This window comes from Trinickia dabaoshanensis, assembly GCF_002879885.1.
GTDB classification, from domain to species: Bacteria; Pseudomonadota; Gammaproteobacteria; order Burkholderiales; family Burkholderiaceae; genus Trinickia; species Trinickia dabaoshanensis.
Genome location: NZ_PNYA01000038.1, coordinates 1 through 25,645 on the forward strand (window position 1 = coordinate 1; position 25,645 = coordinate 25,645).

The 25,645-nt window shown below is 63.8% G+C and carries 30 protein-coding genes; 17 read left to right on the forward strand and 13 right to left on the reverse strand.

The window, feature by feature from the left end; translation table 11 throughout:
• Positions 1 to 343, forward strand: a 343-nt coding sequence (locus C0Z18_RS29335; RefSeq protein WP_408647156.1) for an elongation factor 1-alpha C-terminal domain-related protein, incomplete at its 5' end; no start/stop codon positions are given.
• Positions 344 to 489: 146 nt separating this feature from the next.
• Positions 490 to 1,647 carry a porin gene (locus C0Z18_RS29340; protein WP_102649010.1) on the forward strand — a complete coding sequence of 386 codons (1,158 nt, stop codon included), beginning with the start codon at positions 490 to 492 and terminating at the stop codon, positions 1,645 to 1,647.
• Positions 1,648 to 1,738: 91 nt separating this feature from the next.
• Here C0Z18_RS29340 and C0Z18_RS29345 read toward each other — a convergent pair whose 3' ends face one another.
• Positions 1,739 to 1,930, reverse strand: coding sequence for a glycine zipper 2TM domain-containing protein (locus C0Z18_RS29345; protein WP_102649011.1), 192 nt, complete (start codon positions 1,928 to 1,930; stop codon positions 1,739 to 1,741).
• 103 nt (positions 1,931 to 2,033) lie between these two features.
• On the reverse strand, positions 2,034 to 2,843 hold the full coding sequence (locus C0Z18_RS29350) for a helix-turn-helix domain-containing protein (protein WP_199189577.1): 810 nt from the start codon (positions 2,841 to 2,843) through the stop codon (positions 2,034 to 2,036).
• Between the two features lie 509 nt (positions 2,844 to 3,352).
• Here C0Z18_RS29350 and C0Z18_RS29355 point away from each other — a divergent pair.
• Genes C0Z18_RS29355 through C0Z18_RS29380 form a run of 6 tightly spaced genes read left to right on the forward strand, consistent with a single transcriptional unit; the run spans position 3,353 to position 8,514 of the window.
• A complete protein-coding gene (locus C0Z18_RS29355) occupies positions 3,353 to 4,060 on the forward strand; it encodes a c-type cytochrome (protein ID WP_102649013.1) in 708 nt (235 codons plus the stop codon).
• Entirely contained in the window at positions 4,057 to 5,337 is a 1,281-nt protein-coding gene (locus C0Z18_RS29360; RefSeq protein WP_102648958.1) for a c-type cytochrome, read from the forward strand. The genes C0Z18_RS29355 and C0Z18_RS29360 overlap by 4 nt, the downstream gene beginning before the upstream one ends.
• Before the next feature lie 12 nt (positions 5,338 to 5,349).
• Positions 5,350 to 5,532: a hypothetical protein gene (locus C0Z18_RS29365; RefSeq protein ID WP_102648959.1), complete on the forward strand. Its 183-nt coding sequence runs from the start codon at positions 5,350 to 5,352 to the stop codon at positions 5,530 to 5,532.
• A 9-nt stretch (positions 5,533 to 5,541) separates the two neighbouring features.
• Entirely contained in the window at positions 5,542 to 6,114 is a 573-nt protein-coding gene (locus tag C0Z18_RS29370) for a cupredoxin domain-containing protein (protein WP_102648960.1), read from the forward strand.
• Positions 6,104 to 7,729 (forward strand): b(o/a)3-type cytochrome-c oxidase subunit 1, encoded by a 1,626-nt coding sequence (locus tag C0Z18_RS29375; protein ID WP_102648961.1) that lies wholly within the window; start codon positions 6,104 to 6,106, stop codon positions 7,727 to 7,729. The genes C0Z18_RS29370 and C0Z18_RS29375 overlap by 11 nt, the downstream gene beginning before the upstream one ends.
• On the forward strand, positions 7,726 to 8,514 hold the full coding sequence (locus C0Z18_RS29380) for a c-type cytochrome (RefSeq protein ID WP_102648962.1): 789 nt from the start codon (positions 7,726 to 7,728) through the stop codon (positions 8,512 to 8,514). The genes C0Z18_RS29375 and C0Z18_RS29380 overlap by 4 nt, the downstream gene beginning before the upstream one ends.
• 328 nt (positions 8,515 to 8,842) lie before the next feature.
• Here C0Z18_RS29380 and C0Z18_RS29385 read toward each other — a convergent pair whose 3' ends face one another.
• Positions 8,843 to 9,793 (reverse strand): alpha/beta hydrolase, encoded by a 951-nt coding sequence (locus tag C0Z18_RS29385; RefSeq protein ID WP_102648963.1) that lies wholly within the window; start codon positions 9,791 to 9,793, stop codon positions 8,843 to 8,845.
• A gap of 2 nt (positions 9,794 to 9,795) precedes the next feature.
• Positions 9,796 to 10,026 carry a carboxymuconolactone decarboxylase family protein gene (locus C0Z18_RS32820; RefSeq protein ID WP_146014125.1) on the reverse strand — a complete coding sequence of 77 codons (231 nt, stop codon included), beginning with the start codon at positions 10,024 to 10,026 and terminating at the stop codon, positions 9,796 to 9,798.
• 337 nt (positions 10,027 to 10,363) lie between these two features.
• Between C0Z18_RS32820 and C0Z18_RS29390 the strand changes: the two genes are divergently transcribed.
• A complete protein-coding gene (locus tag C0Z18_RS29390) occupies positions 10,364 to 11,077 on the forward strand; it encodes a TetR/AcrR family transcriptional regulator (RefSeq protein WP_199189578.1) in 714 nt (237 codons plus the stop codon).
• Between the two features lie 515 nt (positions 11,078 to 11,592).
• Here the strand turns inward: C0Z18_RS29390 and C0Z18_RS29395 are convergent.
• From C0Z18_RS29395 to C0Z18_RS29415, 5 genes are read right to left on the reverse strand one after another with little or no spacing between them, the layout of a single operon-like run.
• On the reverse strand, positions 11,593 to 12,411 hold the full coding sequence (locus tag C0Z18_RS29395; RefSeq protein ID WP_102648964.1) for a sulfite exporter TauE/SafE family protein: 819 nt from the start codon (positions 12,409 to 12,411) through the stop codon (positions 11,593 to 11,595).
• Between the two features lie 16 nt (positions 12,412 to 12,427).
• Positions 12,428 to 14,026, reverse strand: coding sequence for a bifunctional protein tyrosine phosphatase family protein/NAD(P)/FAD-dependent oxidoreductase (locus C0Z18_RS29400; RefSeq protein ID WP_102648965.1), 1,599 nt, complete (start codon positions 14,024 to 14,026; stop codon positions 12,428 to 12,430).
• Between the two features lie 16 nt (positions 14,027 to 14,042).
• The gene (locus C0Z18_RS29405; RefSeq protein WP_102648966.1) at positions 14,043 to 14,468 is read right to left on the reverse strand and encodes a YeeE/YedE family protein; all 426 of its coding nucleotides are present in this window, start codon (positions 14,466 to 14,468) and stop codon (positions 14,043 to 14,045) included.
• Between the two features lies 1 nt (position 14,469).
• Complete coding sequence (locus C0Z18_RS29410; protein WP_102648967.1) at positions 14,470 to 14,895, reverse strand: YeeE/YedE family protein; 426 nt, start codon at positions 14,893 to 14,895, stop codon at positions 14,470 to 14,472.
• A complete protein-coding gene (locus C0Z18_RS29415) occupies positions 14,892 to 15,227 on the reverse strand; it encodes an ArsR/SmtB family transcription factor (RefSeq protein ID WP_102648968.1) in 336 nt (111 codons plus the stop codon). The genes C0Z18_RS29410 and C0Z18_RS29415 overlap by 4 nt, the downstream gene beginning before the upstream one ends.
• Before the next feature lie 91 nt (positions 15,228 to 15,318).
• Here C0Z18_RS29415 and C0Z18_RS29420 point away from each other — a divergent pair, with 91 nt between their 5' ends.
• Positions 15,319 to 16,179, forward strand: coding sequence for an MBL fold metallo-hydrolase (locus C0Z18_RS29420; RefSeq protein WP_102648969.1), 861 nt, complete (start codon positions 15,319 to 15,321; stop codon positions 16,177 to 16,179).
• Positions 16,180 to 16,206: 27 nt separating this feature from the next.
• On the opposite strand, the gene C0Z18_RS29425 is transcribed toward C0Z18_RS29420, so the two are convergent.
• Complete coding sequence (locus tag C0Z18_RS29425; protein ID WP_102648970.1) at positions 16,207 to 16,677, reverse strand: Rrf2 family transcriptional regulator; 471 nt, start codon at positions 16,675 to 16,677, stop codon at positions 16,207 to 16,209.
• A gap of 187 nt (positions 16,678 to 16,864) precedes the next feature.
• Here C0Z18_RS29425 and hemN point away from each other — a divergent pair, with 187 nt between their 5' ends.
• On the forward strand, positions 16,865 to 18,310 hold the full coding sequence (gene hemN, locus C0Z18_RS29430; RefSeq protein WP_102649014.1) for an oxygen-independent coproporphyrinogen III oxidase: 1,446 nt from the start codon (positions 16,865 to 16,867) through the stop codon (positions 18,308 to 18,310).
• Between the two features lie 15 nt (positions 18,311 to 18,325).
• Positions 18,326 to 19,033, forward strand: a complete 708-nt coding sequence (locus tag C0Z18_RS29435; RefSeq protein WP_102648971.1) for a Crp/Fnr family transcriptional regulator — start codon at positions 18,326 to 18,328, stop codon at positions 19,031 to 19,033.
• On the opposite strand, the gene C0Z18_RS29440 is transcribed toward C0Z18_RS29435, so the two are convergent.
• Positions 19,004 to 20,329 (reverse strand): hypothetical protein, encoded by a 1,326-nt coding sequence (locus C0Z18_RS29440; RefSeq protein ID WP_233217538.1) that lies wholly within the window; start codon positions 20,327 to 20,329, stop codon positions 19,004 to 19,006. The genes C0Z18_RS29435 and C0Z18_RS29440 overlap by 30 nt on opposite strands.
• A complete protein-coding gene (locus tag C0Z18_RS29445; RefSeq protein WP_102648972.1) occupies positions 20,326 to 20,559 on the reverse strand; it encodes a DUF2249 domain-containing protein in 234 nt (77 codons plus the stop codon). Before C0Z18_RS29445 ends, C0Z18_RS29440 begins: the two co-directional genes overlap by 4 nt.
• Positions 20,560 to 20,766: 207 nt before the next feature.
• Here C0Z18_RS29445 and C0Z18_RS29450 point away from each other — a divergent pair, with 207 nt between their 5' ends.
• The 5 genes from C0Z18_RS29450 (at position 20,767) to C0Z18_RS29470 (ending at position 24,927) form a co-directional block, all read left to right on the forward strand.
• Positions 20,767 to 21,975, forward strand: coding sequence for an NAD(P)H-dependent flavin oxidoreductase (locus C0Z18_RS29450; RefSeq protein ID WP_102648973.1), 1,209 nt, complete (start codon positions 20,767 to 20,769; stop codon positions 21,973 to 21,975).
• Between the two features lie 54 nt (positions 21,976 to 22,029).
• On the forward strand, positions 22,030 to 23,025 hold the full coding sequence (gene ubiU, locus C0Z18_RS29455; protein WP_456300769.1) for a ubiquinone anaerobic biosynthesis protein UbiU: 996 nt from the start codon (positions 22,030 to 22,032) through the stop codon (positions 23,023 to 23,025).
• A 40-nt stretch (positions 23,026 to 23,065) separates the two neighbouring features.
• Positions 23,066 to 23,968, forward strand: a complete 903-nt coding sequence (gene ubiV / locus C0Z18_RS29460) for a ubiquinone anaerobic biosynthesis protein UbiV (RefSeq protein ID WP_102648975.1) — start codon at positions 23,066 to 23,068, stop codon at positions 23,966 to 23,968.
• A gap of 10 nt (positions 23,969 to 23,978) precedes the next feature.
• Complete coding sequence (gene ubiT, locus C0Z18_RS29465) at positions 23,979 to 24,449, forward strand: ubiquinone anaerobic biosynthesis accessory factor UbiT (protein ID WP_102648976.1); 471 nt, start codon at positions 23,979 to 23,981, stop codon at positions 24,447 to 24,449.
• A gap of 64 nt (positions 24,450 to 24,513) precedes the next feature.
• The gene (locus tag C0Z18_RS29470; protein WP_102648977.1) at positions 24,514 to 24,927 is read left to right on the forward strand and encodes a putative zinc-binding protein; all 414 of its coding nucleotides are present in this window, start codon (positions 24,514 to 24,516) and stop codon (positions 24,925 to 24,927) included.
• 28 nt (positions 24,928 to 24,955) lie between these two features.
• On the opposite strand, the gene C0Z18_RS29475 is transcribed toward C0Z18_RS29470, so the two are convergent.
• A complete protein-coding gene (locus C0Z18_RS29475) occupies positions 24,956 to 25,639 on the reverse strand; it encodes an anaerobic ribonucleoside-triphosphate reductase activating protein (RefSeq protein WP_102649016.1) in 684 nt (227 codons plus the stop codon).
• Positions 25,640 to 25,645: the final 6 nt, after the last annotated feature.

Below are 25,645 nucleotides of genomic sequence, written 5' to 3' on the forward strand. Positions count from 1 at the left end.
GCAAGCGGCGCCGCAGCCGTCGAAAAAGCTCGAAGCCGATCTATGCTGGTTCGACGAAGAGCCGCTTTCGACCCAACGCAAATATTTGCTGAAGCAAACCACGAACACGGTATTCGCGCGTATCGGCGCCATTCAAGAAGTTCTCGATGTCCATACTCTGTCGACTATGAGCGACATTCGTTACCTGCGGATGAACGATATCGGGCGCGTCACCGTGACGCTGCAAAAGCCGATCGTTTGCGATACCTATGATGCACAACCGGCAACCGGCGCCTTCGTCTTAATCGACGAGGCCACGCACCATACCGTGGCGGCCGGAATGATTCGCGCGGCAGAGGAATAAATGTATTGCTGAAATTGAAATAATGAGTGTGGACATTTCGCCACGTTAAACAAAAAGTTCATAAACCGGCCAGAGAAATCGGCAAAAATTCGCCCCGGCGCTATTGGGGCCGCTACCAATTCAACAAAGACCACTCAAGAGAAATGATGAACAAACGTATTCTCGTGGCTGCCGTGCTCGGCAGCATCGGTGTTGCCGCGCATGCGCAAAGCAGCGTTACGCTTTACGGTTTGATCGACGCGGGCGTGAGCTATGTCAACCATGCGGGCGCGAACTCCAAGAGCCTGTACAAGTACGACGACGGTGCCGCACAAGGCACCCGCTGGGGCATTAAGGGCAGCGAAGATCTGGGCGGCGGCCTGAAGGCGATCTTCACGTTGGAAAACGGCTTCAACAGCGGCAACGGCACGCTGGGTCAGAACAGCCGTGAATTCGGCCGCCAAGCCTTCGTCGGTATCTCGAAGAACGGCATGGGCTCGGTGACGTTGGGCCGTCAGTACTCGCTCTCGACGGACGTGCTGTCCAACTACACGACCGGCGGTAACACGGTTGCCGGCAACTACGCCTACCACATCAACGACATCGACCAACTGACGTCGAGCCGCATCGACAACTCGATCAAGTTCACGAGCGCGAACTTCGCGGGCGTGACGTTCGGTGCGTTGTATGGCTTCTCGAACCAAGCCGGCGCGTTCGCGGGCGCACCGGGCTCTGGCGCGACGAACTCGGGCGGTTCGGCTCGCACGTACAGCTTCGGCGTGAACTATGCGACGGGCCCCATCGGCGTCGGCGCGGCGTACACGGACATCCGTTTCCCGAGCCAACAAGCCGGCGTCCCGACGACGATCGCGAACGCCCCGGTGCCCGCGAGCATCAAGGAACTGCGTACGTTCGGCCTCGGCGCGCGCTACTTGATGGGCCCGGCGGCATTCTGGGCGTCGTGGACGAACACGCGCCTCGTGCAACTGCCGGGCTCGGGCCCGTCGAACCTCGTGTTCGACGCCTATGAAGCCGGTGCCAAGTACTCGTTCACGCCCGCTTTGACGGCAGGCCTGGGCTACACGTACATGCACTTGAACGACGAAGCCTCGGGTCACTTCAACCAAGTCGACCTGAGCCTCGACTACGCGTTGAGCAAGCGCACCGACGTATACGCCCTCGGCATCTACCAAAAGGCCTCGGGCAACAACGGCACGACGGCACTGCAAGCGCAGATCGGCGACTCGCCGAGCATCTTCGGCACGTCGGGCACGGGCTCGCAGTCGCAAATCGCAGCGCGCGTGGGCATTCGTCACAAGTTCTAAAGCGTGACGCGATGAGCGGCATGCGCCGCTCATCGGGTACAACGACAAAGGGGGCGCCATCGAGCGCCCCCTTTTTTTCAATGCGAATCCGTTATTTGCTCAGTTCGTAGCCCACGACGCCGCCCGCCACCGCGCCGCCCACCGTACCGAGCGTGCTGCCGTGCGTGAGCCTGTTACCCGCGACGCCCCCGACGGCCGCGCCGCCCAGCGTGCACCCGGTCAAGAGCGCGAGCGTGGCCGCGCCCGCGACGCAAAGGAATCTTAGTCGTCCTAATCGATTCATGATCGTCTCCCATCGGCTCGACATTGCGCGTCGACGCTCGATCGAGCCCCATGTAAGGTTGCGATAAGCAAACCACGATCATGCAAGCTTCATGCCGAGCGACTTACGCGCCCCGGTGCGCGACGTCGTTCAAACCCGCGAAATCGAGGATGCGCACTTCCTTGCCGTTCACTTGAATGAGTCCTTGCTTCTGAAAGCGCGACAGCGTGCGGCTGACGGTTTCGAGCTTCAGCCCGAGGAAGCTGCCGGTTTCCTCGCGCGTCATCCGTAACACGAATGCACTTGCGGAATACGAGCGTGCCTGCCAGCGGCTCGACAAATCGAGCAAGAATGCGGCAACGCGCTCGTCGGCCGTCATCGTGCCGAGCAGCATCATCGAGTTGCTCTCGCGGACGAGTTCGGCGCTGAGCATGCGAAACACGTGATGCTGAACGGCCTTGACCTCGCGGGTCAGCAACTCGAGCAGATCGAACGGCATGACGCAGACGCTGCTGTCCTCGAGCGCGACCACATCGCTCGCGTAATGGTCGTTGGCGATACCGTCGACGCCGAGCGATTCGCCCGAGACATAAAAGCCCGTCACTTGCTCGCGCCCGTCGGCGAGCAGCGTCACTTTCTTGAACGAGCCCGTGCGGACCGCGTACAGGTTGGTGAAGACGTCGCCGAATCGGTACAACGCCTCGCCTTTCTTGACATGCCGGTAGCCGAGCACCAAGTCTTCCATCTGCTGCGAACATGCGAGCTCGTCGGGATTCACGGCGCAAACGGGTCGCAGCGAGCAACTCTTGCAGGAGGACGATGGACCGCCCAGCGCCGATCGAGGACGCGCGGCAGGCTCGGTGTGTACCTCGATGGACGCGATGCCCCGGTTGGCCGCGTTGTATTTGCTGGCCCGTTCGCTGGTCCCGAACATTCGTTTTCTCCTTTTGCATCGATAAACGCGAAACACGTCGCTGCCGGCCTCGCCCGTCGTCCGCAGACGAGAGTCATGCCGGCATCTCCGCCCGAAGCCGTAGGCGAACGCCTACATAAATCGCTCGGATGTGCGACAACGGCCGATATGGCTAGCTTCTTGTGTCTCGGCCACTTTGTCACGCATCTGCGGCGTGGCCAACGGTCGCATGGTGGAACCCGCTCGGGACGAGAACGCAGAACGCATGATCCAAATCAAGCCTAGGTGCATATCCATCTGTTGTAATTGCGCGGTTTTGGCGATCGAATCGGCGATCCCGGTTTAACGGTCTCGATTCGAGTGCGTGCTCTTGCCGCATGCCGTGCTTCCGTTTTCGTCTGTATTGATTAGAATCGACGGCACAGCAACGAAAAGATGCATTGCCGTTCCAGTCCGCACGGCTGCAAGTCGAAGGCTCGAAGCCGTGGGCGCGCCGTTTATCGTTCGTGTCCCCCGGAGACGATGACGTGATGCTTAAAAGAAAAATCGCCGCTGTGATCTTCACCGCGCTCATCGGCGTGACCGCTCGGGCGCAAGATGCGCAAACCGAACGGGCGCCCGATACCATGCAAGCCCGCGTGCTGGCTTGCGCCGCTTGCCATGGCGAGAAAGGCCAAGGCACCGACAACGACTACTTCCCACGTTTGGCGGGCAAACCGGCCGGGTATCTGTACAACCAGCTCGCCGCGTTCCGCGACGGCCGGCGCCAGTACCCCCCCATGAATTACCTGCTGGCCTACTTGCCCGATGCCTACCTGCATCGGATCGCCGAGTACTTCGCCGCCCAGCGTCCGCCTTACCCGCCCGCCGTCACCGCCGCCGTCTCGGCCCCGTTGCTTGCGCGCGGCGAGCAGCTCGCGACGCAAGGCGACCCGGCCAAGCACATTCCCGCCTGCGCGGCATGTCACGGCGCCGCGCTGACGGGCATGGAACCGGCCATCCCCGGGTTGCTCGGCCTCCATGCCGATTACATCAGCGCGCAGCTCGGCGCATGGCGCTACGGCACGCGCAAATCGCTCACGCCCGATTGCATGCACGAAGTCGCTTCGCGCTTGACGAACGACGACATCACGGCCGTTGCCGCGTGGCTCGCGGCGTCGCCGGGTGCGGCCAATCCCGCGTTCGCCCCGGCGGGAAGCTTGAAGATGCCGCTGCGTTGCGGCAGCGAACCGCAATGACGGAGTCTTTCGTGCCAGCCAACTATTCTTTTTCACGCACCCTCGCGCGCGTGGGCGCGGGTCTCGTCCTTGCCGCATCGAGCGCGCTCGCGCTCGCTCAGGGCCCCACGTCGGACATCGTCAAGCAAGGCGAGTATCTCGCGCGCGCCGGCGATTGCATCGCCTGTCATACCCAGCCCACCGGCAAGCTGTTCGCCGGCGGCCGGCCGATGCCGACGCCGTTCGGCACGCTGTACTCGCCCAACATCACGCCCGACGACGAGACGGGCATCGGCGCTTGGACGGCCGACGAGTTCTACCGGATGATGCACTCGGGCCGTTCGCGCGACGGCTCGCTGCTCTACCCGGCCATGCCCTACGGCGCCTATACGAAGGTCACACGGGCCGACTCCGATGCGATCTTCGCCTACTTGCGCTCGGTGCCGCCCGTGCATCAGCCGAACCGGCCGCACGAGCTGCGCTTCCCCTACAACAACCGCGAGTTGCTGCTCGGCTGGCGCACGCTGTACTTCCGCGAAGGCGAGTATCAACCCGAGCCCACGCGTTCGGTGGAATGGAATCGCGGGGCTTACCTCGTGCAAGGCCTCGGCCATTGCTCGATGTGCCACACGGCGATCAACGCGCTCGGCGGCAGCTCGGAGTCGAAGGCGTTCGAGGGCGGCTTGATCCCGATGCAGGATTGGTACGCGCCTTCGCTGACATCGAACAAGGAAGCGGGGCTCGGCGATTGGAGCATCGCCGATATCGCCGATCTGCTGCAAAAGGGCACATCCAAGCGCGGCGCGGTCTACGGCCCGATGGCGGAGGTCGTCTACGACAGCTTGCAATATCTGTCCGACGACGACGTCAAGGCGATGGCGGTCTATCTGAAGTCGTTGCCGCAGCACGGCGGGGAAAGCACGAACGGCAAGAGCGCCGTGACGGGCGAGGAGCGCAACCTGCTCTCGCAACTCGGCTCGAAGATTTACGCCGCGCAGTGCGCAACGTGCCACGGCAAGCATGGCGAGGGCAAGCTGCCCGACTTCCCGCCGCTCGCGAACAATCAGTCGATCCAAATGACGTCGGCCGTCAATCCGATCCGAATGGTGCTCAACGGCGGCTACGCGCCGGGCACCGCCAAGAACCCCTCGCCTTACGGCATGCCGCCGTTCGCGCAGTCGCTCTCCGACGAGGAAGTGGCCGCGGTCGTCACGTTCATCCGCACGGCGTGGGGCAATCACGGCACGCCGGTGACGGCGAAGGACGCCAACGCGCTGCGCTCCGCGCCGCTCTATTGAATCGAGGACGTCATGAATCCGAACAACGAGGCGCATGAAGGCGCCAACGATCCCGAGGCGCAGCAGATCGACGAAATCGTGCGCTCGGGGCCGGCGGGCGCGATCGCCGTGGCCGGCATCGCGACCGCGATCGTCGTGGCGCTCTGGTTCGCGTTTTATTTTCTGGTCTTTTTGCCGCGCGGCGTCATCCACTGAGCGAGCGACATGTCGAATACTCCTCCTTCTTCCGGCCACGCCGGCAGCGCCGCGGTTGCGGCCCGCGTCGAGCGCAAATGGGCAGCGGTCGTCGTCGCGATCATCTTGCTGCTCGTCGCGATGGTCGTCTTCACCGGCTTGCATTGGGCCATGATGCCGCCTTCGCGCGTTGAGACGATCGATCCCACGACGTTGCATGTATCGGGCGAATTCATCGAAAGCAATCTGGGCAGCGCGGTGGAGACCGACGGCTCGGTGACCGTGCGCATCGTCGCCCAGCAATATTCGTTCACGCCGCAATGCATCGTCGTGCCGGCGAATACGCCGATCACGTTCCGCGTGACGAGCGCCGACGTCGTGCACGGTTTTCTGATCGCCGATACGAATATCAATTCCATGGTCGAGCCGGGGTACGTCTCGACCTTCAAGACGAGTTTTCCGACGAGCGGCGAACACCTGATGCCGTGCCACGAATACTGCGGCACCGGCCACGAAGGCATGTGGGCGCACGTGAAGGTGCTCGATCGCGCCGCATTCGATACGCTCGCGGCCAACGCGCGGAGGCTTAGCTGTGCTCAATAACAAACGACTCGTACTGGCCCACTTCTGGTTCGCGTTCGCCACGTTCGGCGTCGCGCTCCTGCTCGGCGCATGGCAGATGTACGTGCGCAGCCCCATGCACGCATGGTTGCAGCAGCCCGAGCTCTATTACCGCTCGGTGACGGCGCACGGCTCGGTCATGGGCTACGTGTTTCCGACCTTGATCGCGATGGGCTTCGGCTATGCCATCAGCGAGATCTCGCTCGAGCAGCCGCTCGTGGGCAAGCGCTGGGCTTGGCTCGGATGGTGGCTCGTCGCGGTGGGCTCGGTGATGGCGGTCATTCCGGTCGCGCTCGGCCGCGCCTCGGTGCTGTACACCTTCTATCCGCCGATGGTCGGCAATGCGTTCTACTACATCGGGGTCGTGCTCGTCGTGGTGGGCTCGTGGATTTGGGTGGCGCTGATGTCGATCAATCTGCGCACCTGGAAGCGGGCGAATCCGGGCAAACCGGTGCCGCTGGCGATGTTCGCCAACGTGGCCGGATCGTATTTGTGGGCGTGGACGGCCGTGGGCGCCGCGATCGAAATTCTGTTTCAGATCCTGCCGGTCGCGCTCGGGTTGAAATCGACGATCGACGCCGGTCTCGCCCGCGTCTTCTTCTCCTGGACGCTGCACGCGATCGTCTATTTCTGGCTGATGCCCGCCTATATCGCCTACTACACGCTCGTGCCGCGCGCCGTCGGCGGCCGCTTGTACAGCGATGCCATGGCGCGCATCTCGTTCATCATGTTCCTCGTGATCGCGATGCCGATCGGGATCCACCACTTGTTCGCCGATCCGCAGGTCGGCTCGGGCTTCAAGTTCCTGCAATCGGTCTTCACGGCGCTCGTCTCCGTGCCGACGCTGCTGACCGTCTTCACGATCTGCGCATCGGTGGAAATCGCGGGACGCCTGCGCGGCGGGCGCGGCCCGTTCGGCTGGCTGCGCGTGCTGCCGTGGCACGAGCCGATGATGCTGGCCGTGGCGTTCTCGTTCGTCATGCTGGGCTTCGGCGGCGCGGGCGGGCTCATCAACATGAGCTACCAACTCGATTCGACGATCCACAACACGCAGTGGATCACGGGCCACTTCCACCTGATCTTCGGCGGCGCGATCGTGATCATGTATTTCGCGATCGCCTATGAATTGTGGCCGCAGCTCACGGGCCGCGCGCTCACGAGCGTGAAGCTCATGCGCTGGCAATTGTGGCTGTGGTTCATCGGCATGATCGTGACCACGTTCCCCTGGCATTACGCCGGGATTCTCGGCATGCCGCGGCGCATGGCCTACTTCGACTACAGCAATCCGGCGATCGCACCGGAGGCGATCACGGTCGATATGTCGGTCGTCGGCGCGGTGATTCTCGTGGTATCGGCCGTCTTGTTCTTCCTCGTGCTGGCGCGCGGTCATCGCGGGGCGCCCGGTTCGCAGCCGAAGTTCACGTTCGCCGCGGCCGTGCACCCGCCCACGACGCTGCCCGTCGCGCTCAATAGCTTCGGCCTGTGGGTCGGGCTGATGATCGCGCTGACCGTCGTCAACTATGGCTACCCGATCGCGCAATTGCTCGTGCTGAATCAAACCTCGGTACCCGCGATCTATATGGGAGGCGCGCGATGAGCAACGAACGTCTGTTCTCCCTGCGCAACCGCTGGTTCAGCATCAGCGTCGGCCTGACCGCTGGTGTCGCCATCGTTTCGATTTTGATCGGTTTCATTTGGCTGCCGTCGGTGCAGACCGACGCGCAGTTCACCGGAATCTGGAACGCGATCTGTAGCGCGGCCGGCGTCCCGCAGCAGTGGTTCGTATCGACGCCCGTCACCTCGCGCGTGAAGACGAGCGATGTCGTCGTCACGCCGACGATGTTCGCGCAGGCCGACGCGCTTTCGGTCGGCCGCGGCGCGACGCTCGCGCTACGCTGCTCGATGTGCCACGGACCGCAGGGCATCAGCCAAGCGAATTCGCCTAATCTCGCGGGCCAGTACGAAACGGTGATCTACAAGCAGCTCAAGGATTTCCAGAGCGGTGCGCGGACCAACGCGGTGATGAGCCCGATGGTGGGCACCTTGTCCGATCAGGACATGCGCGATCTCGCGGCCTATTACGCGAGTCTGCCCAAGCTCGTGGGGTACCACCCGGGCAATCAGCCGGTGCCGCCGATCGTCGCCACGGGTTCACCGATGCGTAACATCGCACCGTGCGCGTCCTGTCATGGCGCGGCCGATCACAAGGTGGGCGCGCCCTGGCTCGAAGGCGAACCGGTGGTGTACATCCGCACGCAGTTGCAGGCATTCGCGGCCGGCGATCGCCACAACGATATCGGCGAGCAGATGCGTAACGTGGCCCGGCAGATGACGCCGGCCGAGATCGACGCGGCCGCGCGGTACTACTCGAGCCAGCCTTAGACCCGCGCGTATCGATCGATAAGAACGCGACGTGCCGGAGCCGGAAAGGGCTTCGGCCGTCGCGTTTTGCTTAGGTGGGTACGCTTGCTCACCGGCGCGCTCGCAAGCCGTCAACTAAGCGCCGAAGTTTTGACCATCATGGCGATGGCGATGACGGGTGCGAACACGGCGAAGCCTTGCTGAAATCCCCCGCCCACGCCCAGCGGCCCCCGACAACGGCCCCGTCACTGCGCCCAGGAACGTCAGCGTGCGGGCGTACGGCAACACGAGCGCGAATGACGGCAGCAGCGGCGAGATGCCACCGCGACGGCAAGTTGCAGTCGCATGCTCATGCTTGCGCCGTGAGAGTCAACGAACGGCCCAACGCGCGGCCTGCAAGCTCGAACAAACGATGGGCTCCGGGTGTCACGCCCAGCATGTGGATGCAGCCATGCACCATGCCGTCCAGACGATGACACTCCGTGGCGACGCCAGCCGCGCGGAGACGAAGGGCATAGGCTTCACCCTCATCACGAAGCGGGTCGTATTCGCAAACCAGGATCGTGGCGGAAGGGAGGTTTGACAGACTTACCGCTTTGAGTGGGGACGCCCACTGCGAGTCACCATCCGCCTTGTCGTTCAGATAGGCGGACCAGCAGAACTCCATCGTACTGCGGGTCAGGAAGTAGCCCGCGGCAAACTCGCGATAGGACGTTGACGACATCGCCGAATCCAGGGGCGGATACAGCAGCAGTTGGTGCGCAATGGCCGGGCCTCCCGCGTCATCCCGCGCACGCAACGTCGCAGCGGCAGCCAGGTTGGCCCCTGAGCTATCGCCACCCGCCACCAGGCGCGTGCGGTCGATCCCCAACTCGTCCGCATGACTCACGGCCCAGCACAAGGCTGTGTAGTAGTCGTCCAGGGGAACCGGAAACTTGTTTTCGGGTGCCAGTCGATAGTCAACTGACAAGACGACACAGCCCGTGGCGTGAGCCAACGCCCTGCAAGGGTTGTCGTACAGATCGAGCGAGCATCGGAACCAACCGCCGCCATGCGCGTAGACGATGGCTGGCAAGGGCACGCAATTTGACGTGACCGGCGTATAGGCGCGAATCCGGATCGGATGGCCGTCGCTGCTCGGAACGCTATATGTTCGAACGTCGGCGATGGATTCCAGCGGGCCATGCAAGCGCCGCAATTGCACTTCGCCGGCGGTACGGAGGGCGTCCAGTGAGGCAGTGGGCCCGCCCACGGACGGAAGTTTGGCGAGAAAGCCGGCGATGAGTGGATCGAGCGCCATGCTCAGGCCCCCGGTTCAGTAGAAGCCACGGAGGCAAACACATCCTTGGCTGTTTGGATTGCCAGCAAAGCCGCCGGAATCCCGGCGGTAAAGCCGACTCGAATGAAAGTCTCAACGATGGCCCCTCGGGTGAGCCCTAAGCGCAGGGCTGCTCCGACATGCAGTCGCGATGGATCAAAGCGGCTGCCAACCGGAGGTGCCGAAGGATGTTCAGAAAATAAATTTAGGGACATGCTGCGCTCCATAAGCTGCACAGTACAGTGCATATATTATTGCACTGTACTGTGCAGTGCAATCGTCGTCAATGGGCGTCGAGTTTGAAGAAGATCGTTGCTCCAACTCCCGCGCTTCGTGTGCGTTTGGATTTGTGTGTCTTCAGCTATTCCTTGTCGCGGGTGATACGTCCTCGCTGGTGATTGCGCTAGGAGTGAACCTGCTCGACTGTGGCAGTCAGGCGCGCACTTTCCACCCAGATTCCGTAGCGCGCGCCTGAAGTAGCGCCGTAGCCGGCCAGGTAGCGCAGTCGGCCACGTACAATGGGGCGTCATCTCGATTCTGGCACCTGACATTGTGAGAAAGAACACCGTTCCGACTTCCGAAAGCGAAAGTGAAAGCGCATCCTCCACGCCAGCAAGTAAGACCGCCACGTCCATCCGCCGTGCCACACGCCGGCCGCGCGGTGCAGCGTCGACTAAGCGCGACCAGATACTGGATGCCGCGACGCGTGTCTTTCTTCAGCATGGCTACGAAGGGACCAGCATGGACCGTGTTGCCGTTGAATCGGGCGCCGCACGCCGCACGCTGTACAACCAGTTCGAGAGCAAGGAAGACCTGTTCGAAGCCATGACGGCGCGCATCTGGGCGAGCTTCCCAGTGTTCGATATCACGCGCGACGAAGAGTCGCTGCGCGACCCCAGAGTCGGCTTGACCCGACTTGGACGCGCCGTCTCGGATTTTTGGATTCCATCAGAGGCGATAGCCTTTCTGCGCATGGTGATCGCGGAGGGACCACGTTTTCCGGCACTGACCAAAACGTTCTTCGAAAAAGGCAAGGCGCCAGCGATGGGCGCGGTGGCCGACTACCTCGAGGCGCTGGCCAAACGCAAGCTCATCACGGTCAAGAACCCGACCCTGGCCGCACGGCAATTTCTGGGGCTCATTGACGAACCGTTGCTTTGGGTACGTGTCGTTGGCCCAGAAGAGCGCTTCACGAAGCAGGAACGCGATCTTGTCGTGCAACAAGCCGTCGACATGTTCTTGAGCTTCTATCTTGCACGGGCTTAGACGTGTTGTTCGGCATCAGAAGGGGCGTGAATGTCCAAAACAGGACTTACCTGGTACCGCTTCTTAGCGGATCTGCGGGACAGCGCTCGGCGCCTTGTAGTCCATTGCGAGCCGACAGGCCGTCGCCGAACGAATCGAGCGCCCGCACGAACCAACGTTGCTCCTCGGGGATGCAACGGCTCAATCAAACTTCAGCCCACTGATGGCCTCGAGGTGCCGCAGGTTCGGAATCCACGCCGTGCCCTGATTCGGTAAGGTGCGAAGGCAGGCGCAAGATCGTGATCCACAAAAAGTGGAACACCGTTTGTGACACCTGTCGCATGAATCAAATGAACAGCAGATACGCAACGTGGCCTGGCAGATGACGCCGGCCGAGATCGACGCGGCCGCGCGGTACTACTCGAGCCAGCCTTAGACCCGCGCGTATCGATCGATAAGAACGCGACGTGCCGGAGCCGGACAGGGCTTCGGCCGTCGCGTTTTGCTTAGGTGGCTACGGTTGCGCTAGCAACCCGTCAAATCAGCGCCGAGGCTTTGACCATCATGGCGATGGCGATGACGCCGGCGAACACGGCGAAGCCTCGCTGAATATGGGCGCCGCTCAAGCGCCGCGCGACGAGGCGTCCGCTCAGCATGCCCGCGACGGCGCCGCCCGTGAACGGCAACGCGGCCGCCCACGCCATATGGCCGCTTACGCTCGATGCGACCACCCCCGACATCGACACGAGCGCGATCACGGCGAGCGACGTCGCGACGATGCCCTCCATCGGAATGTCGGAAATACGCCGTAGCGCCGGGACGATGACGAATCCCCCGCCCACGCCGAGCAATCCCGACAACAGCCCTGCTATCGCGCCCGAAAGCGTCAGCGCGCGGGCGCACGGCAACGTCCAGGCGAGCTTGCCGCGCACTTCGTCGATGCGACAAGCGGCGCCGGGGTTGCGATCGGGCCGGTTCGGCTGCCGATGCGCGCGATGCTGCAGGAGCATGCGCGCGGCGACGTACAGCAGCACGAGCGCGAACAGCAGCATGAGGGGCGCGTTGGGCACCCGGCGTGCGAGCCACAAGCCGAGCGGCGAGACGATCGCGCCGGCGCCCGCCATCAACGTGGCGGCCTTGTAGCGCACGCGCCCTTCCCGCAATGCGAGCAGCGCGCCCAGCGCGGCCGCGATGCCGACGGCCGCCAAGCCGATGGGCCCTGCCGTGGCGACATCGAGCTTGAGCCCGAACACGAGCAGCGGGACGGCGACGATGCCGCCGCCGGCGCCCGTCAAGGCGAGAATGACGCCGACGAGCGCCCCGAGCGCGGCGCTGATTAGAAATGGTTCGGTCATGGTCGGGAGCGAGTCGTCAAACCGTCGTGTTCGTGAGCCATTCGCGAGCTTTGAGCATGCCGTTCCAATAGAACCACGGCAGCAGCTTCGCCTTGAGCACCCAGCCGAGACTGCTGGGCCGAGTGGGATCGAGCGGGAACGTGGGCAAAAGCTTGCCGCCATAGCCGAACTCCGCGAGCACGACCTTGCCCCGCTCGACCGTCAGCGGGCAGGCGCCGTAGCCGTCATAGCGGCGCGGCATCGGCAGACCCGCGCGCATGGCGAGCAAGTTCTCCGCGACGACGACCGCTTGTTTGCGTGCGGCGGCGGCCGTCTTGGCGTTCGGCGCCGAGCAGACATCGCCGAGCGCGAACACGTTCGGGTAGCGCGGATGCTGCAACGTGGCGTGATCGACTTCGCACCAACCCGCGGCATCGGCGAGTTGACTGTCGCGAATGAAGTCGGGGGCGACCTGCGGGGGCACGACGTGAATCATCTCGAACGGCTTGGCGACGCGCGAGACGATGCCGTCGGCGTTCGTCACGTCGAAATGGGCCACCTTCCCGGGCCCGTCCACCGCGACGAGGTTCGAGCTGAACGCAAGGTTCGCCCTGTAGCGCGTGACGTATTTCATCAGCGGCGGCACGAACGCTGCAACGCCGAACAAGACGGCGCCGGCTGTGTTGAATTCGACGTTGATGCGATTGAGCACGCCTGAGCGTCGCCAGTGATCGCACGCGAGATACATCGCTTTTTGCGGCGCGCCCGCACACTTGATCGGCATGGCCGGTTGCGTGAACAACGCCGATCCGCTTTGCATGGAACGCACGAGTTCCCACGTGTACGGCGCCAGGTCGTAGCGATAATTCGACGTCACCCCATACTTGCCGAGCGCTTGCTCGAGGCCTTCGATGCGCTCCCAGGCGAGGCGCAGCCCCGGCGCGACGATGAGATCGCGATACGGCAGGGTCTGACCGTTATCGAGCCGCACTCGATTTTCGTCGGGCTCGATGCGCGTCACGGCGGAGCGAATCCACGTGACGCCCTTCGGCAGCACCTCGCTCATCGGGCGGCGCGTTCGGCGGGCATCGAACAGCCCGCCGCCGACGAGCGTCCAAGCCGGCTGGTAATCGTGCGTGTCGCGCGGATCGACGACGGCGATCTTCAAGCCGCTTTGCCGGCGCAGCAAGCTCGCGGTGACGGCGATGCCGGCCGACCCGCCGCCGATCACGACGATGTCGAACGAGCTGTCCCACGTGCACGCGGGCGCGACCGTCGGGGCGGCTTGCACCGGCTCGGCGGTATGGGCCAACCGATACAAGGCGGCCGACCGGTTGCCCGTGCGGCAATAGGCGAGGATTGGCTTGGGCAGCGTTTGCAAGAGGCGGCCGAATGCTTGCGCTTGCCCGGGGGCGATCCGGCCCGGTTCGACGGGAAGGAACGCGAACTCGATGCCGGCGGCCTTGGCGGCTTCGCGTATGGCTTCGGAGGTGGGCTGCCCGGGGCCGCCTTCCCCATCGGGTCGATTGCAGATCACGGAGCGGAAGCCCGCGGCGGCAATCGCGGCGAAGTCCTCGGTGGCGATTTGGCCGCTCGTCGAGAAGGTTGGATCGTGCCGCACGAATTGTGTCCCCATCTGCGATATCTCCCAATCAGGTGCGCGCGGCGGTGCGCCGCGTGAGAAACGAATGAAGCGCCATGCCCGCGAGCATCGCGAGCACGAAAAGCCAAGCCTTCGATTGGCCGCTCGATGCCGCGACGAGCGCGGGGCCCGGGCAGAAGCCCGCGAGCCCCCAGCCGATGCCGAACATCGCGCTGCCGACGATGAGCGGCCGATCGAGACCGGTTGCGCTCGGCCAGGACATCGGCGCGCCGAGCAGGCTCCGGCTTCGGCGGCGAGCGATCGCGAACGCGATGGCCCCGATGGCAACGGCACCACCCATCACGAAGGCGAGCGAAGGGTCCCACCGGCCGGTGAGATCGAGAAAGCCGAGTACTTTCGCGGGGTCGGCCATGTGCGAGACGATGAGCCCGAGACCGAACAGCAAACCGGCGGCGAGCGCGGATAGAGCGAGCATGTTAGAGGTGCTTGAGGATCAAAACGGTTAGGAATCCGAACGACATGAAGGTGGCCGTCGCAGCGAACGATCGCTTGGAGGTGCGGGAGATGCCGCACACACCGTGGCCGCTCGTGCAGCCGGATCCGTACCGGGTGCCGAAGCCGACCAGCAGCCCGGCCGCAATGAGCGTGGGGTTCGATGCGGCCACGGTAATTTCGGGCATGGGCTCGAGCGCTCGCCATAGCCAAGGCGCGGCCGCCAATCCGACGATGAAGGCCAGCGGCGAGGCGTGATCGACGGTGGCCCTATCGATCAGCCGCCCGAGCATGCCGCTGATGCCGGCGATGCGCCCGTTCAACAGCATATAAAGGGCCGCGGCGACGCCGATCATGAGCCCGCCCGCCAAGGCCGATGCGGGCGTGAAGTGCAACATATCGAGAGTCATGCGTTCTTGCCTTGGGCCTTGCCGCAAAAGAGTTCGGACAGCGTCTGCATGACGCGCACGACTTCATGGCTGGCCAGGCTGTAGTAGATGTACTTGCCCTCGCGCCGCGCGGCGACGAGCCCTTCCTCGCGCAGCACGCCGAGATGCTGCGACAGGCTCGGCTGACGCAGCCCGACGCGCGCTTCGAGTTCGCCGACGTTTTGTTCGCCGGCCGTCAATTGGCACAGCAGCATCAAGCGATCCTCGTGCGCCATCGCCTTGAGCAGAGCGCAACATTGCGCCGCGGATTCGCGCAACGCTTCCGAGTTTTGTGGACTAAGCTGGTCTTGCATCTATGTCGCACCCTGTCTAACAATATGTTGACCGACATTATATGAATGTATATATTGTAGTGCAACATCATATTTGAGCTGGAGCGTAACGATGCATCCCTGCGTAGAGCCCTTCTTCGATACCGCGACCTCGACCTTCACCTATGTCGTCCACGCCGGCGATGGAACGTCGGCCGCGATCATCGATTCGGTCTTGGATTACGACCCGAAGTCGGGCCGAACCTCGACGCAATCGGCCGACCGGGTGATCGCCTTCGTGCGCGAGCATGGTTTGCAGGTTCAGTGGGTGCTCGAAACGCATGCGCATGCCGATCACCTGTCCGCCGCGCAGTATTTGAAGGCTCGGGTCGGCGGCCAAATCGGCATCGGCGAGCAGATCCGCACCGTTCAGCACGCGTTCAAGGGCGTGTTCAACCTAGGCGCGGACGTGGCCGAGGACGGCGCGCAGTTCGACCATCTCTTTGCCGACGGCGAAGCGTTTCCGATCGGTGCGTTGGACGCGCGCGCGATTCACGTGCCCGGCCATACGCCGGCCGATATGGCCTATCAAGTGGGCGATGCGGTATTCGTCGGCGATACGCTGTTCATGCCCGACGTCGGCTCGGCGCGCTGCGATTTTCCGGGTGGCGATGCGCATCAGCTGTACCGCTCGGTGCAAAAGCTGTTATCGCTGCCCGCGGATACGCGCTTGTTCATGTGCCACGACTATCCGCCCGCATCGCGCGAGCCGCGATGCCAAACCACGGTGGAAGAAGAGCGCCGCGAAAACGTTCATCTGCACGAAGGAATATCGGAGAACGAGTTCGTCGACATGCGCCTCGCGCGCGACCGCACGCTCTCGATGCCCGTGCTCATCTTGCCCGCCGTGCAGGTGAATATCCGCGCCGGCGACATGCCGCCGCCCGAAGCGAACGGCGTGCGCTATCTGAAGATTCCGCTGAACGCGCTTTGATGCGTGCCGCGTCCGGTCCGTGCCGCGCTATTTGCGGGCGAGGCGCACGAGCGGTTGTTCGTTGACGCTAAGGCCGATCAGCCGCGACAGCTTGCCCTGCTCCGCGGCGATATCGGCCAACGTGAATTTGTCGAGCACTTCGAAATAGGCGCGCAGCGCACTGCCGAGCACGCCTCGCAAGCCGCATGCGGCCGTAATCACACAAGCGTTGCCCTCCGTATCGAAGCACTCGACCATCCGGAAATCGGGCTCCATCGTGCGCACGACGTCGCCCACCGTGATGCGCGAGGCCGGCCGGCCAAGCTTCAATCCCCCCGTCCTGCCGCGCGTCGTGCTCAAGTAGCCCGCGCGGCCCAGCGCGTGAACGATCTTGACGAGATGCCCGCGCGCGATACCGAGCGCTTCGGAAATTTCGCCGATCGTGACGAGTTCGTCCGAACGAACGGCCGCGTACATCAGCACGCGCAAACTGTAATCGGTGAAGTCCGTGAGTCGCATAGGGCACCTATAAAGTCGATCGATTGTATATCTTTTAGGCGGGTCGGTGACCGGCTCACACTGTCCCAGTGGGGCCCTGCGTACGAATCTGTTCGAAACATAGCTGACATACATCAAGTTTCCGATAAGCGGCGGCTCGATAATGATCGAGGGCCGGCGCGCAGCCGGCGCGTCCACGAGAACGAACATGTCAGCTTATACGCAGCCTAGCTGCGAGAACCCGGAAGGCGGCGCGCCCGCCGACATCGCGCGCTTGGCCGATATCGAACTGTCGGAGGCGCTGATCCGCCGCTTCGACAACGCCGGGCCGCGCTACACGTCTTACCCCACGGCCGATCGCTTCTCGCCCGAATTCGACGAAGCCGCGTACCGCGCCCACCTCGCCGAACGCGCGCAGGCGGACGCAAAGCCACCGCTCTCGGTCTACTTGCACCTGCCCTTTTGCGAGTCGCTCTGCTACTTCTGCGCGTGCAACAAGATCATCACGCGCGACCATAGCCGCTCGGCTGAATATCTCGGCTATCTATTGCGTGAAATCGCGATGGTCGCGCCCGAGATGGGCGGCGCCCGGCGCGTGTCGCAACTGCATCTCGGCGGCGGTACGCCGACCTTCTTCTCGATCGAGGAACTCGCCCGCCTGACCGACACGCTGCGCCACCATTTCGATTTCGATGCGAACGTCGAACAGGGCGTGGAGATCGATCCGCGCACGGTCACGGCCGATACGTTGTCGCGATTGGGCGCGCTCGGTTTCAATCGGACCAGCTTCGGCGTGCAGGATTTCGACCCGGCCGTGCAACAGGCCGTCAATCGGATCCAGCCGCTCGCGATGGTCGAACGCGCGCTTGCCGCGAGCCGCGATGCCGGCTTCGAATCGATCAACGTCGATCTGATCTACGGCTTGCCGCGGCAAACGGTCGCCAGCTTCGATCGCACGCTCGACGAAGTCGTGCGGCTCGCGCCCGATCGCATCGCGCTCTACAACTATGCCCATCTGCCGAGCCGCTTCAAGGCGCAGCGGCTCATCGACGCCAACGAGTTGCCGCTCGCCGAGGACCGTCTACGCATCTTCATGCGCGCGACGCATCGTCTGCTCGATGCGGGCTACGTCTATATCGGCCTCGATCATTTCGCGAAGCCCGGCGACGAATTGAGCCGCGCGCTGCGCGCAGGCAGCCTGCACCGCAACTTCCAGGGTTATACGACCAAAGCCGAATGCGATCTGGTCGGCTTCGGCGTGTCGGCCATCGGCAAGATCGGCCGCAGCTACTGTCAATCGACGCGGTCGGTGAAGACCTACTACGAGCGTCTGGACGAGGGCAAGCTACCGGTGGAGCGCGGCCTCACGCTATCGAGCGACGACATGCTTCGGCGCGACGTGGTGATGACGTTGATGTGCAGCGTGCCTTTGGACTTCCGCGCGATCGAGGCGCGGCACGGCATCGATTTTGGCCGTTACTTCGCGGCCGAGCTCCAGGCGCTCGCGCCCCTCGCCGAAGCCGGGCTCGTGCAATCGAGCGACGACGGGATTCGGATCTTGCCGAAGGGCCGCCTGTTCGTCCGTGCCGTTGCCATGACGTTCGACAAATACCTCGGGCTGCCGAGCACGGCATCGTATTCGAAACTGATCTAGACCGACGGAGTGCAGATGCAAAAGGCGAAGATTCGCGTCCAGGACTTTCTCGCCCGGATGCCGCTTTTCAACGAGCTGTCCGCGGTGGAGCTCGATCGCATCGCGCAGGGGACGACGCAGCAGCCGGTCGCGCGCAAGGAGACCGTATTCAATTGCGGCGATCCGTGCACGGGGCTGCACGCGATCGTCTACGGACAGATCAAACTCAGCGTGATTTCGCCGCTCGGCGAGGAGAAGGTCGTGCGCCTCGTCGGACCCGGCGACAGTTTCGGCGAAGCGCTGATGTTTCTCGGCAAACCCTATTTCGTCTCGGCGCAAGCCCTGGCCGATTCCCTGCTGCTGCACGTGAGCAAAGCGGCGATCCTCGACGAGTTGCGCGGTCAGCCCGATTTCGCCTGCAAGATGCTGGCGGGCATGAGCGAGCGCCTGCATGCGCTCATGCGCGACGTCGAAGCCTATTCGCTGCGCTCGGGCACGCATCGCGTCATCAGCTATCTGCTCGCGCAGCCCGGAGAGGCTCAAGCCCAAACCGATGCCGAGCAGCCGGGGATGCGCGTCCAATTGGAAGCCGGCAAGAAGATGGTGGCATCCCGCCTCAATCTGACGCCCGAACACTTTTCGCGCATCCTGCACGAACTCGGCACGCGTGGTCTCGTCGCCATCAACGGCCGTGAAATCGTCATTCCGGACCCTTCAAAGCTGCGCGCCGCTTGCGCGTACTGATACGAGTTCGCGTTTTACGCTGAGGTAAAGCCGCAGCGCCCGCGCCATGTTGACGCCGAGCCAAGCGTTCGACACGCCGAGCGCCAGCGCGGCCGGACGGGCCAGCGCATCGGGCAGCGCGCATGCGGCAAGCAATAACGCCAGCGCGCATAGATGCGCCCAGTACTGTGCCCTCGCGCGCGTATCGGGCAAGATGGCCTTGACCTTCGGCACGAGCGGCGAGCGCATATCGAGCGCAGCTTGCAGGTGATACCAAAGCAGGAACGGGACGATCTTGTAAAGCATGCCGCTGATGGCCGATTGTATGGCGCCGGCGAGCAGCATCACGCCGAGCGCGACATCGAGCGAGGGCGAGTCGATCGTTCGGCCCGCCGCCCACAACATCGCACCGCCGATGACGCTTGCCATCGACGTGCGCCAATAGAGCGTCGTCGCGTCGGCGGACTCACGTTTGCGCCCGTGCAGGAGGACGAGCGTGACGACGGCGAAGACGATGTAAGCGAAAAACGGCAGTCCGGCAAGCGAGCGTGCGATCAGCGGGCGCAGCAGGCTCGACCCTGCGATTGCCGGCGAGCCGGCTACGATTGCCGCGAACAGGATCGGTGCGAATAGGCGCGCGAGCGGGCGAGGATACGGCTCGGTAACTTGAAACATCGGAATGACCTGGTAGGCCACGCCAGCCGTTAGGAGTCCGATCCAACCTGCGAGCCCCCACGTCAAGTGCATATCGGTCAACGCCACGGCCGGCAACGCGATCGGATGAGCGAGCGAAACGGCGAGCACGGCACCGAGCGCGACGGTGCCGGTCAGCGCGGCCAGCGCTAGCCGAATCGCGCTAACGATGTCGAGGACGCCGCGGGCCCCACGCGCACCGGTACCGTTCAGACCGAGAAGGCAGGCCGCTACGAACCAAAGAACGGCCGCGCCGCAGGCCAGTGCGGCGACCGAGAATAGTTCGGGCTCCGAAGCAATGAAAGCGCTGGCGAGCGCAACAGTGCCGGCCGTGAGCAGCGCATGGATGCCCGTCGCGCTCGTTCGCGCCGAGGCGAGCCGCACGCCCGCCACGACGGGCAGTATCTGAATGAGCGCCCCCATCATGACGCTGGCGAAGACGCCGAGGGTCAACAGATGCGTGGCGGCAAGGGTGAAGGGCGACCATCTCGATTCGAACGCGGACGGCCCCGCATAGCACAGTAACGCAGCGGCCAGCAGCCCGAAGGCGGGTGCGTTCAGGAAAAAGCGCAGCGGGGCGGCGAGGGTGGGGGATGCGTCCAGCGCAAGATCGCGTCGCATCATCCGTGGCGCCAAATGTCGATTTCGTATCGGCCGCTTGCGGGCCCCCGAACTTCATACTCGAAGCCGCCGCGCGATAGCAGCGCGAAGAGCGGAACCGGCTCCCGATCGATGACCATGCGCAGATAGGCGTCGTGTGCCAGGGTACGCAAAGCCGCCAGCACACGCTCCATCGGCTCGGGCGGTTCGAGCCCGCATAATGCGAGCGTCGTTTCACAGGCCAGCGGCTTCATACGTGGTGTTTCGTCGCACCGTCAGCGGTGGCGGAAAAGAAATGGGACACGCCGGCCACGATAGCAAAGGGCAGGGCGCATGCGGGCAATGACCTCGTCGACGGTAAGCATACGACGCGCGCGAAGCGCCTTCTTGACCCAGGTTAAGGTCCGCTCGTGCGGCTCGCTCCACACTGTCGTGTACTTCGATCGTCGTGAGGTTGTCCTGTGTCAGTGCCGAAGGCTGGATTCGAACCCCTGCATATCAAGGGCAAAACGCTGTTGCCCATCGTGCAGGGCGGAATGGGGGTGGGCGTATCCGCGCATCGCTTGGCGGGCACCGTCGCCTCGCTCGGCGCGCTCGGAACGATTTCGAGCGTGGATCTGCGCCGGCATCATCCCGATCTCATGGCCAAAACGGCGCACTCGCGCGACCGCGCGCTCATCGATGCCATCAATCTCGAAGCGCTCGAGCGCGAAGTGCACGCCGCGCTCGCGCTATCGAACGGCAAAGGCGCGGTCGCTGTCAACGTCATGCGAGCCGTGTCCGCCTATGCCGACTACGTGCGTTGCGCATGCGAGGCGGGGGCCCATGCGGTTGTCGTAGGCGCCGGGTTGCCGCTCGACTTGCCGGAACTCACGAGCGAGCATCCTAACGTCGCGTTGATTCCGATTCTCTCGGATGCGCGCGGTACCGGCCTCGTCATCAAGAAATGGATGCGCAAGCACCGGCTGCCCGATGCCGTCGTCATCGAAAATCCGCGTTATGCGGCGGGGCACCTGGGCGCGCCGACGCTCGACGGTATTTCCAATCCGCACTTTGCTTTTCCCGAAGTGATCGAGGGCACGCTGGCGTTGTTCAAGGAACTCGGTCTCGAGCGCGAGAAGATTCCCATCATCGCCGCGGGGGGCATTCACACCCATGAGCAAGTTCGCGAACTGATCGGCCTCGGTGCGACGGCCGTGCAATTGGGCACGCCGTTCGCGGTGACCGAGGAGGGCGACGCGCACCCGAACTTCAAGAAGGTGCTCGTCGAGGCATGCCCCGACGATATCGTCACCTTCATGAGCGTGGCCGGTTTGCCCGCGCGTGCCGTGCGTACGCCCTGGCTGGCCGACTACCTGGACAAGGAAGCGAAGTTGCAACGCGTCGCCAAGGCGCGCAAATGCACGGTGGGGTTCGATTGCTTGCAGCAATGCGGCCTGCGCGACGGGATCGCCAAGCAAGGACAGTTCTGCATCGATCAGCGGCTCGCGTACGCGCTGGCCGGCGACGTCAAACGCGGGCTCTTCTTCCGTGGATCGGAAGCCTTGCCTTTCGGCAAGGCGATTCGCCCCGCGCGCGAGTTGATCGAGTACATGCTGACTGGAACGGTCGGCGCGCAAGGCACGGACGGCGCGAGCGATGCCACCGCGCGTTTTGATGAGGCGGCCTGAACCGGCCGCCGCGATGTCGACGATATTCGAATAATGAACGACCGCATGTCACCGATGGAACTCGTATGCCCGGCCGGCAGCTTGCCGGCGCTGAAGAGCGCCGTCGATCACGGCGCCGATTGCGTCTATCTAGGGTTTCGCGATGCAACCAACGCGCGCAATTTCGCGGGCCTGAATTTCGACGAGGCCTCGATCGCGAGCGGAATCGAGTATGCGCATGCGCGCGGCCGCAAGGTGTTTCTCGCGCTCAATACCTACCCGCAGCCGGCCGCGTGGCCGGTATGGCGCGCGGCCGTCGATCGCGCGGCCACGGCCGGCATCGACGCCGTCATCATGGCGGACCCGGGACTCATGCGTTACGCCCGCGACCGTCACCCCGATTTGCGGCTGCATTTGTCGGTGCAAGGCTCGGCGACGAACTACGAGGCGATCAACTTCTACCATGCACGCTTCGGCATTTCGCGCGCGGTGCTGCCGCGCGTGCTCTCGCTGTCGCAGGTCGAGCACGTGACCGAGCACACCCAGGTCGAACTCGAGGTATTCGGCTTCGGCAGTTTGTGCGTGATGGTGGAAGGGCGCTGCGCGTTGTCCTCGTATGTGACGGGCGAATCGCCGAATACCCATGGCGTGTGCTCGCCGGCCAAGCACGTCCGTTGGCAAAAGACGCCGCAAGGCTTGGAGTCGCGGTTGAACGGCGTGCTGATCGACCGCTACGCCGACGATGAAAACGCCGGCTATCCGACGTTGTGCAAGGGGCGTTTCGACGTCGCCGACGAAAGCTACTACGCGATCGAAGAGCCCACGAGCCTCAATACGCTCGAATTGCTGCCGCGTCTCATGGCGATGGGCGTGCGCGCGATCAAGATCGAGGGGCGGCAGCGCAGCCCGGCCTACGTCGCGCAAGTGACGCGCGTCTGGCGCGAGGCCATCGACCAGTGCCGGGCCAATGCCCAGCGCTACAGCGTGAAGCCGGCTTGGATGAGCGAGCTGGACAAAGTGGCCGAAGGGCAACAGCACACGCTCGGTGCCTATCATCGCCCATGGAAATGACGCGGCGCGGCCGCTCGAGCCGCCCGCCGGAGTGCACTCAGTGAAGATCGCATTAGGTCCGATTCATTACTACTGGTCGCGTGTCGCGACGCTGCAATTTTACGAGGCGATGAGCGCGACGAGCGCCGATATCGTTTATCTGGGCGAGACCGTTTGCGCGCGCCGCCACGAGCTGAAGCCGTCCGATTGGATGGATATCGCCGAGATGCTGACCGAGGCGGGCAAGCAAGTCGTGCTCTCGACGCAGATCCTGCTCGAATCGGGCAAAGACGTCGCAACGATGAAAGCGGTCGCCGGCAACGGCCATTATTGGGTCGAGGCGAACGACATGGGCGCGGTACATTGCACGAACGGCGGCGCCTTCGTGGCGGGGCCTTGGCTCAACGTCTACAACGAACCGACGCTGCGGGTGCTGGCCGAGGCGGGCGCAAAACGCTGGGTGATACCGCTCGAGATGGGCGCGGACGCGCTCGCGAGGATGCAAGCCGGCCGCCCGGCGGAGATGGAGACCGAGGTCTTCGCTTACGGGCGCATGCCGCTCGCGTTTTCGGCGCGATGCTTCACGGCCCGGAATCGAAATCTGCCGCGGGAAAATTGCCAATACGTCTGTCTCGATCACCCCGACGGGTTGACGCTGCGCACGCGAGAGGGCGAGCCGTTTCTCGTGCTCAACGGCGTCTCGATTCAATCGGCGCGCGTCTACAACCTCGTCGACTCGGTCGATACGCTCAAAGGATTGGGCGTGGACGTGCTGCGTTTGAGCCCGCAATCGAGCGGGATGAGCGAGATCGTCGAGATCTTCCGGGACGTCATCGACGAGCGGGCCACCGGGACGCAAGCGCTCGAGCGCATGGAGCGGCTCATGCCCGAGTCGCGGTGCGATGGCTATTGGTACGGTATGCCGGGGCTCGCGCAGCATGAGCAGACGTGGGTGGAACGATAAGGACTAATGCATGAGCCAGACTGCCTATCAAGTGCCTTCGTTGATACGGGGTGTGCTGTCGAAACTGCCCGCCTATCCGGGGTCGATATTGTTTTCGGGCGGGTTGAATCTTGCCCTCAAGCCGCACTTGCAGGCCGACACGCTGCGGCACCTGGAAAGCCGCTCTCTGCGTATCGAAGTGCGAGATGCCGGTGTCGCATTCGATTTCGTCTGCAAGGATGGCTCGTTTCGCGCGGCGAAGCACGATGGAGAGGTTGCGCTCACGATCGGCGCGAGTGCATACGATTTCGTCCAATTGGCGCGCCGCGCGCAAGATCCGGACACGCTTTTCTTCAGCCGCCGCCTCACGATGGAAGGCGATACCGAACTCGGTCTGCTCGTGAAAAATTCGCTCGACGCGATCGATTTGCCGACGCTGCTGAGCGGGCGGTTCGCGCCGCTCGCGGCCTTGCGTCGCATGCGACCGCGGCAGCAGTCGTAATTAGGGCGTCTTCGTGGCGCCGGCCCCTCGCATCGCGCGGGGCATCGATGATGGAGGTTCGATCATGAACAACGAACGTCGCGCGCTACCGCTCGTCTACTCGTGCTCGGGGTGCTCGAGCGCGGCGCAGATGGCCAACTACGTCGCCGTACGACTCGATCGGCGCGGCGCGGCCGAAATGTCGTGCATCGCCGGAGTGGGCGGCGACGTGCCCGCGCTACTGAAGCTCGCGCAATCGGGCCGCCCGATCATTGCGATCGACGGCTGTCCGCTTGCTTGCGTGAAGCACTCGCTGGGGCGGCACGAGATCGAGCCCGACGAGTACGTCCAGCTTGCGGAACATGGCGTGAAAAAGCGCTTTCATGCCGATTTCGATGTGGAGCAAGCGCAGGCGGTCGTCGGTGAGGTCGAGCAATTGGCGCACGAACTCAATGAAGCGCGGTTGAACGATGCGCAGGACGCGAGCGTCGACGCCTGACGCCGCGTAGGGACGGTCAACGGACCGGCTAACCGCGCCGTATGTCGAACGATGGAAACAATGCGCGAATCCGGTCGATGGTCGCATCGCCCGGATATCCGGCTGTGCCGACCGCATTGAGCGCCGCGTCGCGCGATCCCTGCTTCCGGAAGATTTGAAGCACGTACTTCTCGACGCCCATCGACGATAGCGTCGAAGCGAGCGATAACAGGTCTTGCTCAGGCAGCAAGCTTGGATGCGCGGTCGTCCTGCACTCGTAATCGATGCCGCTCGCGATCAACGCCTCGAGGCTGCGGCGAGCCGGCTCGCCGCTGTCGCGCACGCGCGTCACGCGCTCGTATTCATCGAACGGCGCCTTGACGTCGAACCCCACCCAATCGAGCAGCGGCAACACGCGTTCGAAGCGGCGCCGATGCGTGCCCGCGCTATGCATGCCCACTTTGAAGCCGAGCTTGCGCACGTCGCGGATCGCATCGTCGAGACCCGGATCGGATGTCGGCTCGCCGCCGCTGAAGACGATGCCGTCGATCAGCCCGACGCGACGCGAGATGAGACGCATCACGTCGGACCAAGCCACGGCACCGTTCTTCGTGCGCGGCTGCAAGTGCGTGTTGTGGCAATAGCCGCAACGCCACGGGCATCCTTGCACGAATACGACGGCCGCGAGCAGACCCGGGAAATCGGTTGCCGTAAACGGCGTCACCCCGCCGATTTTGAG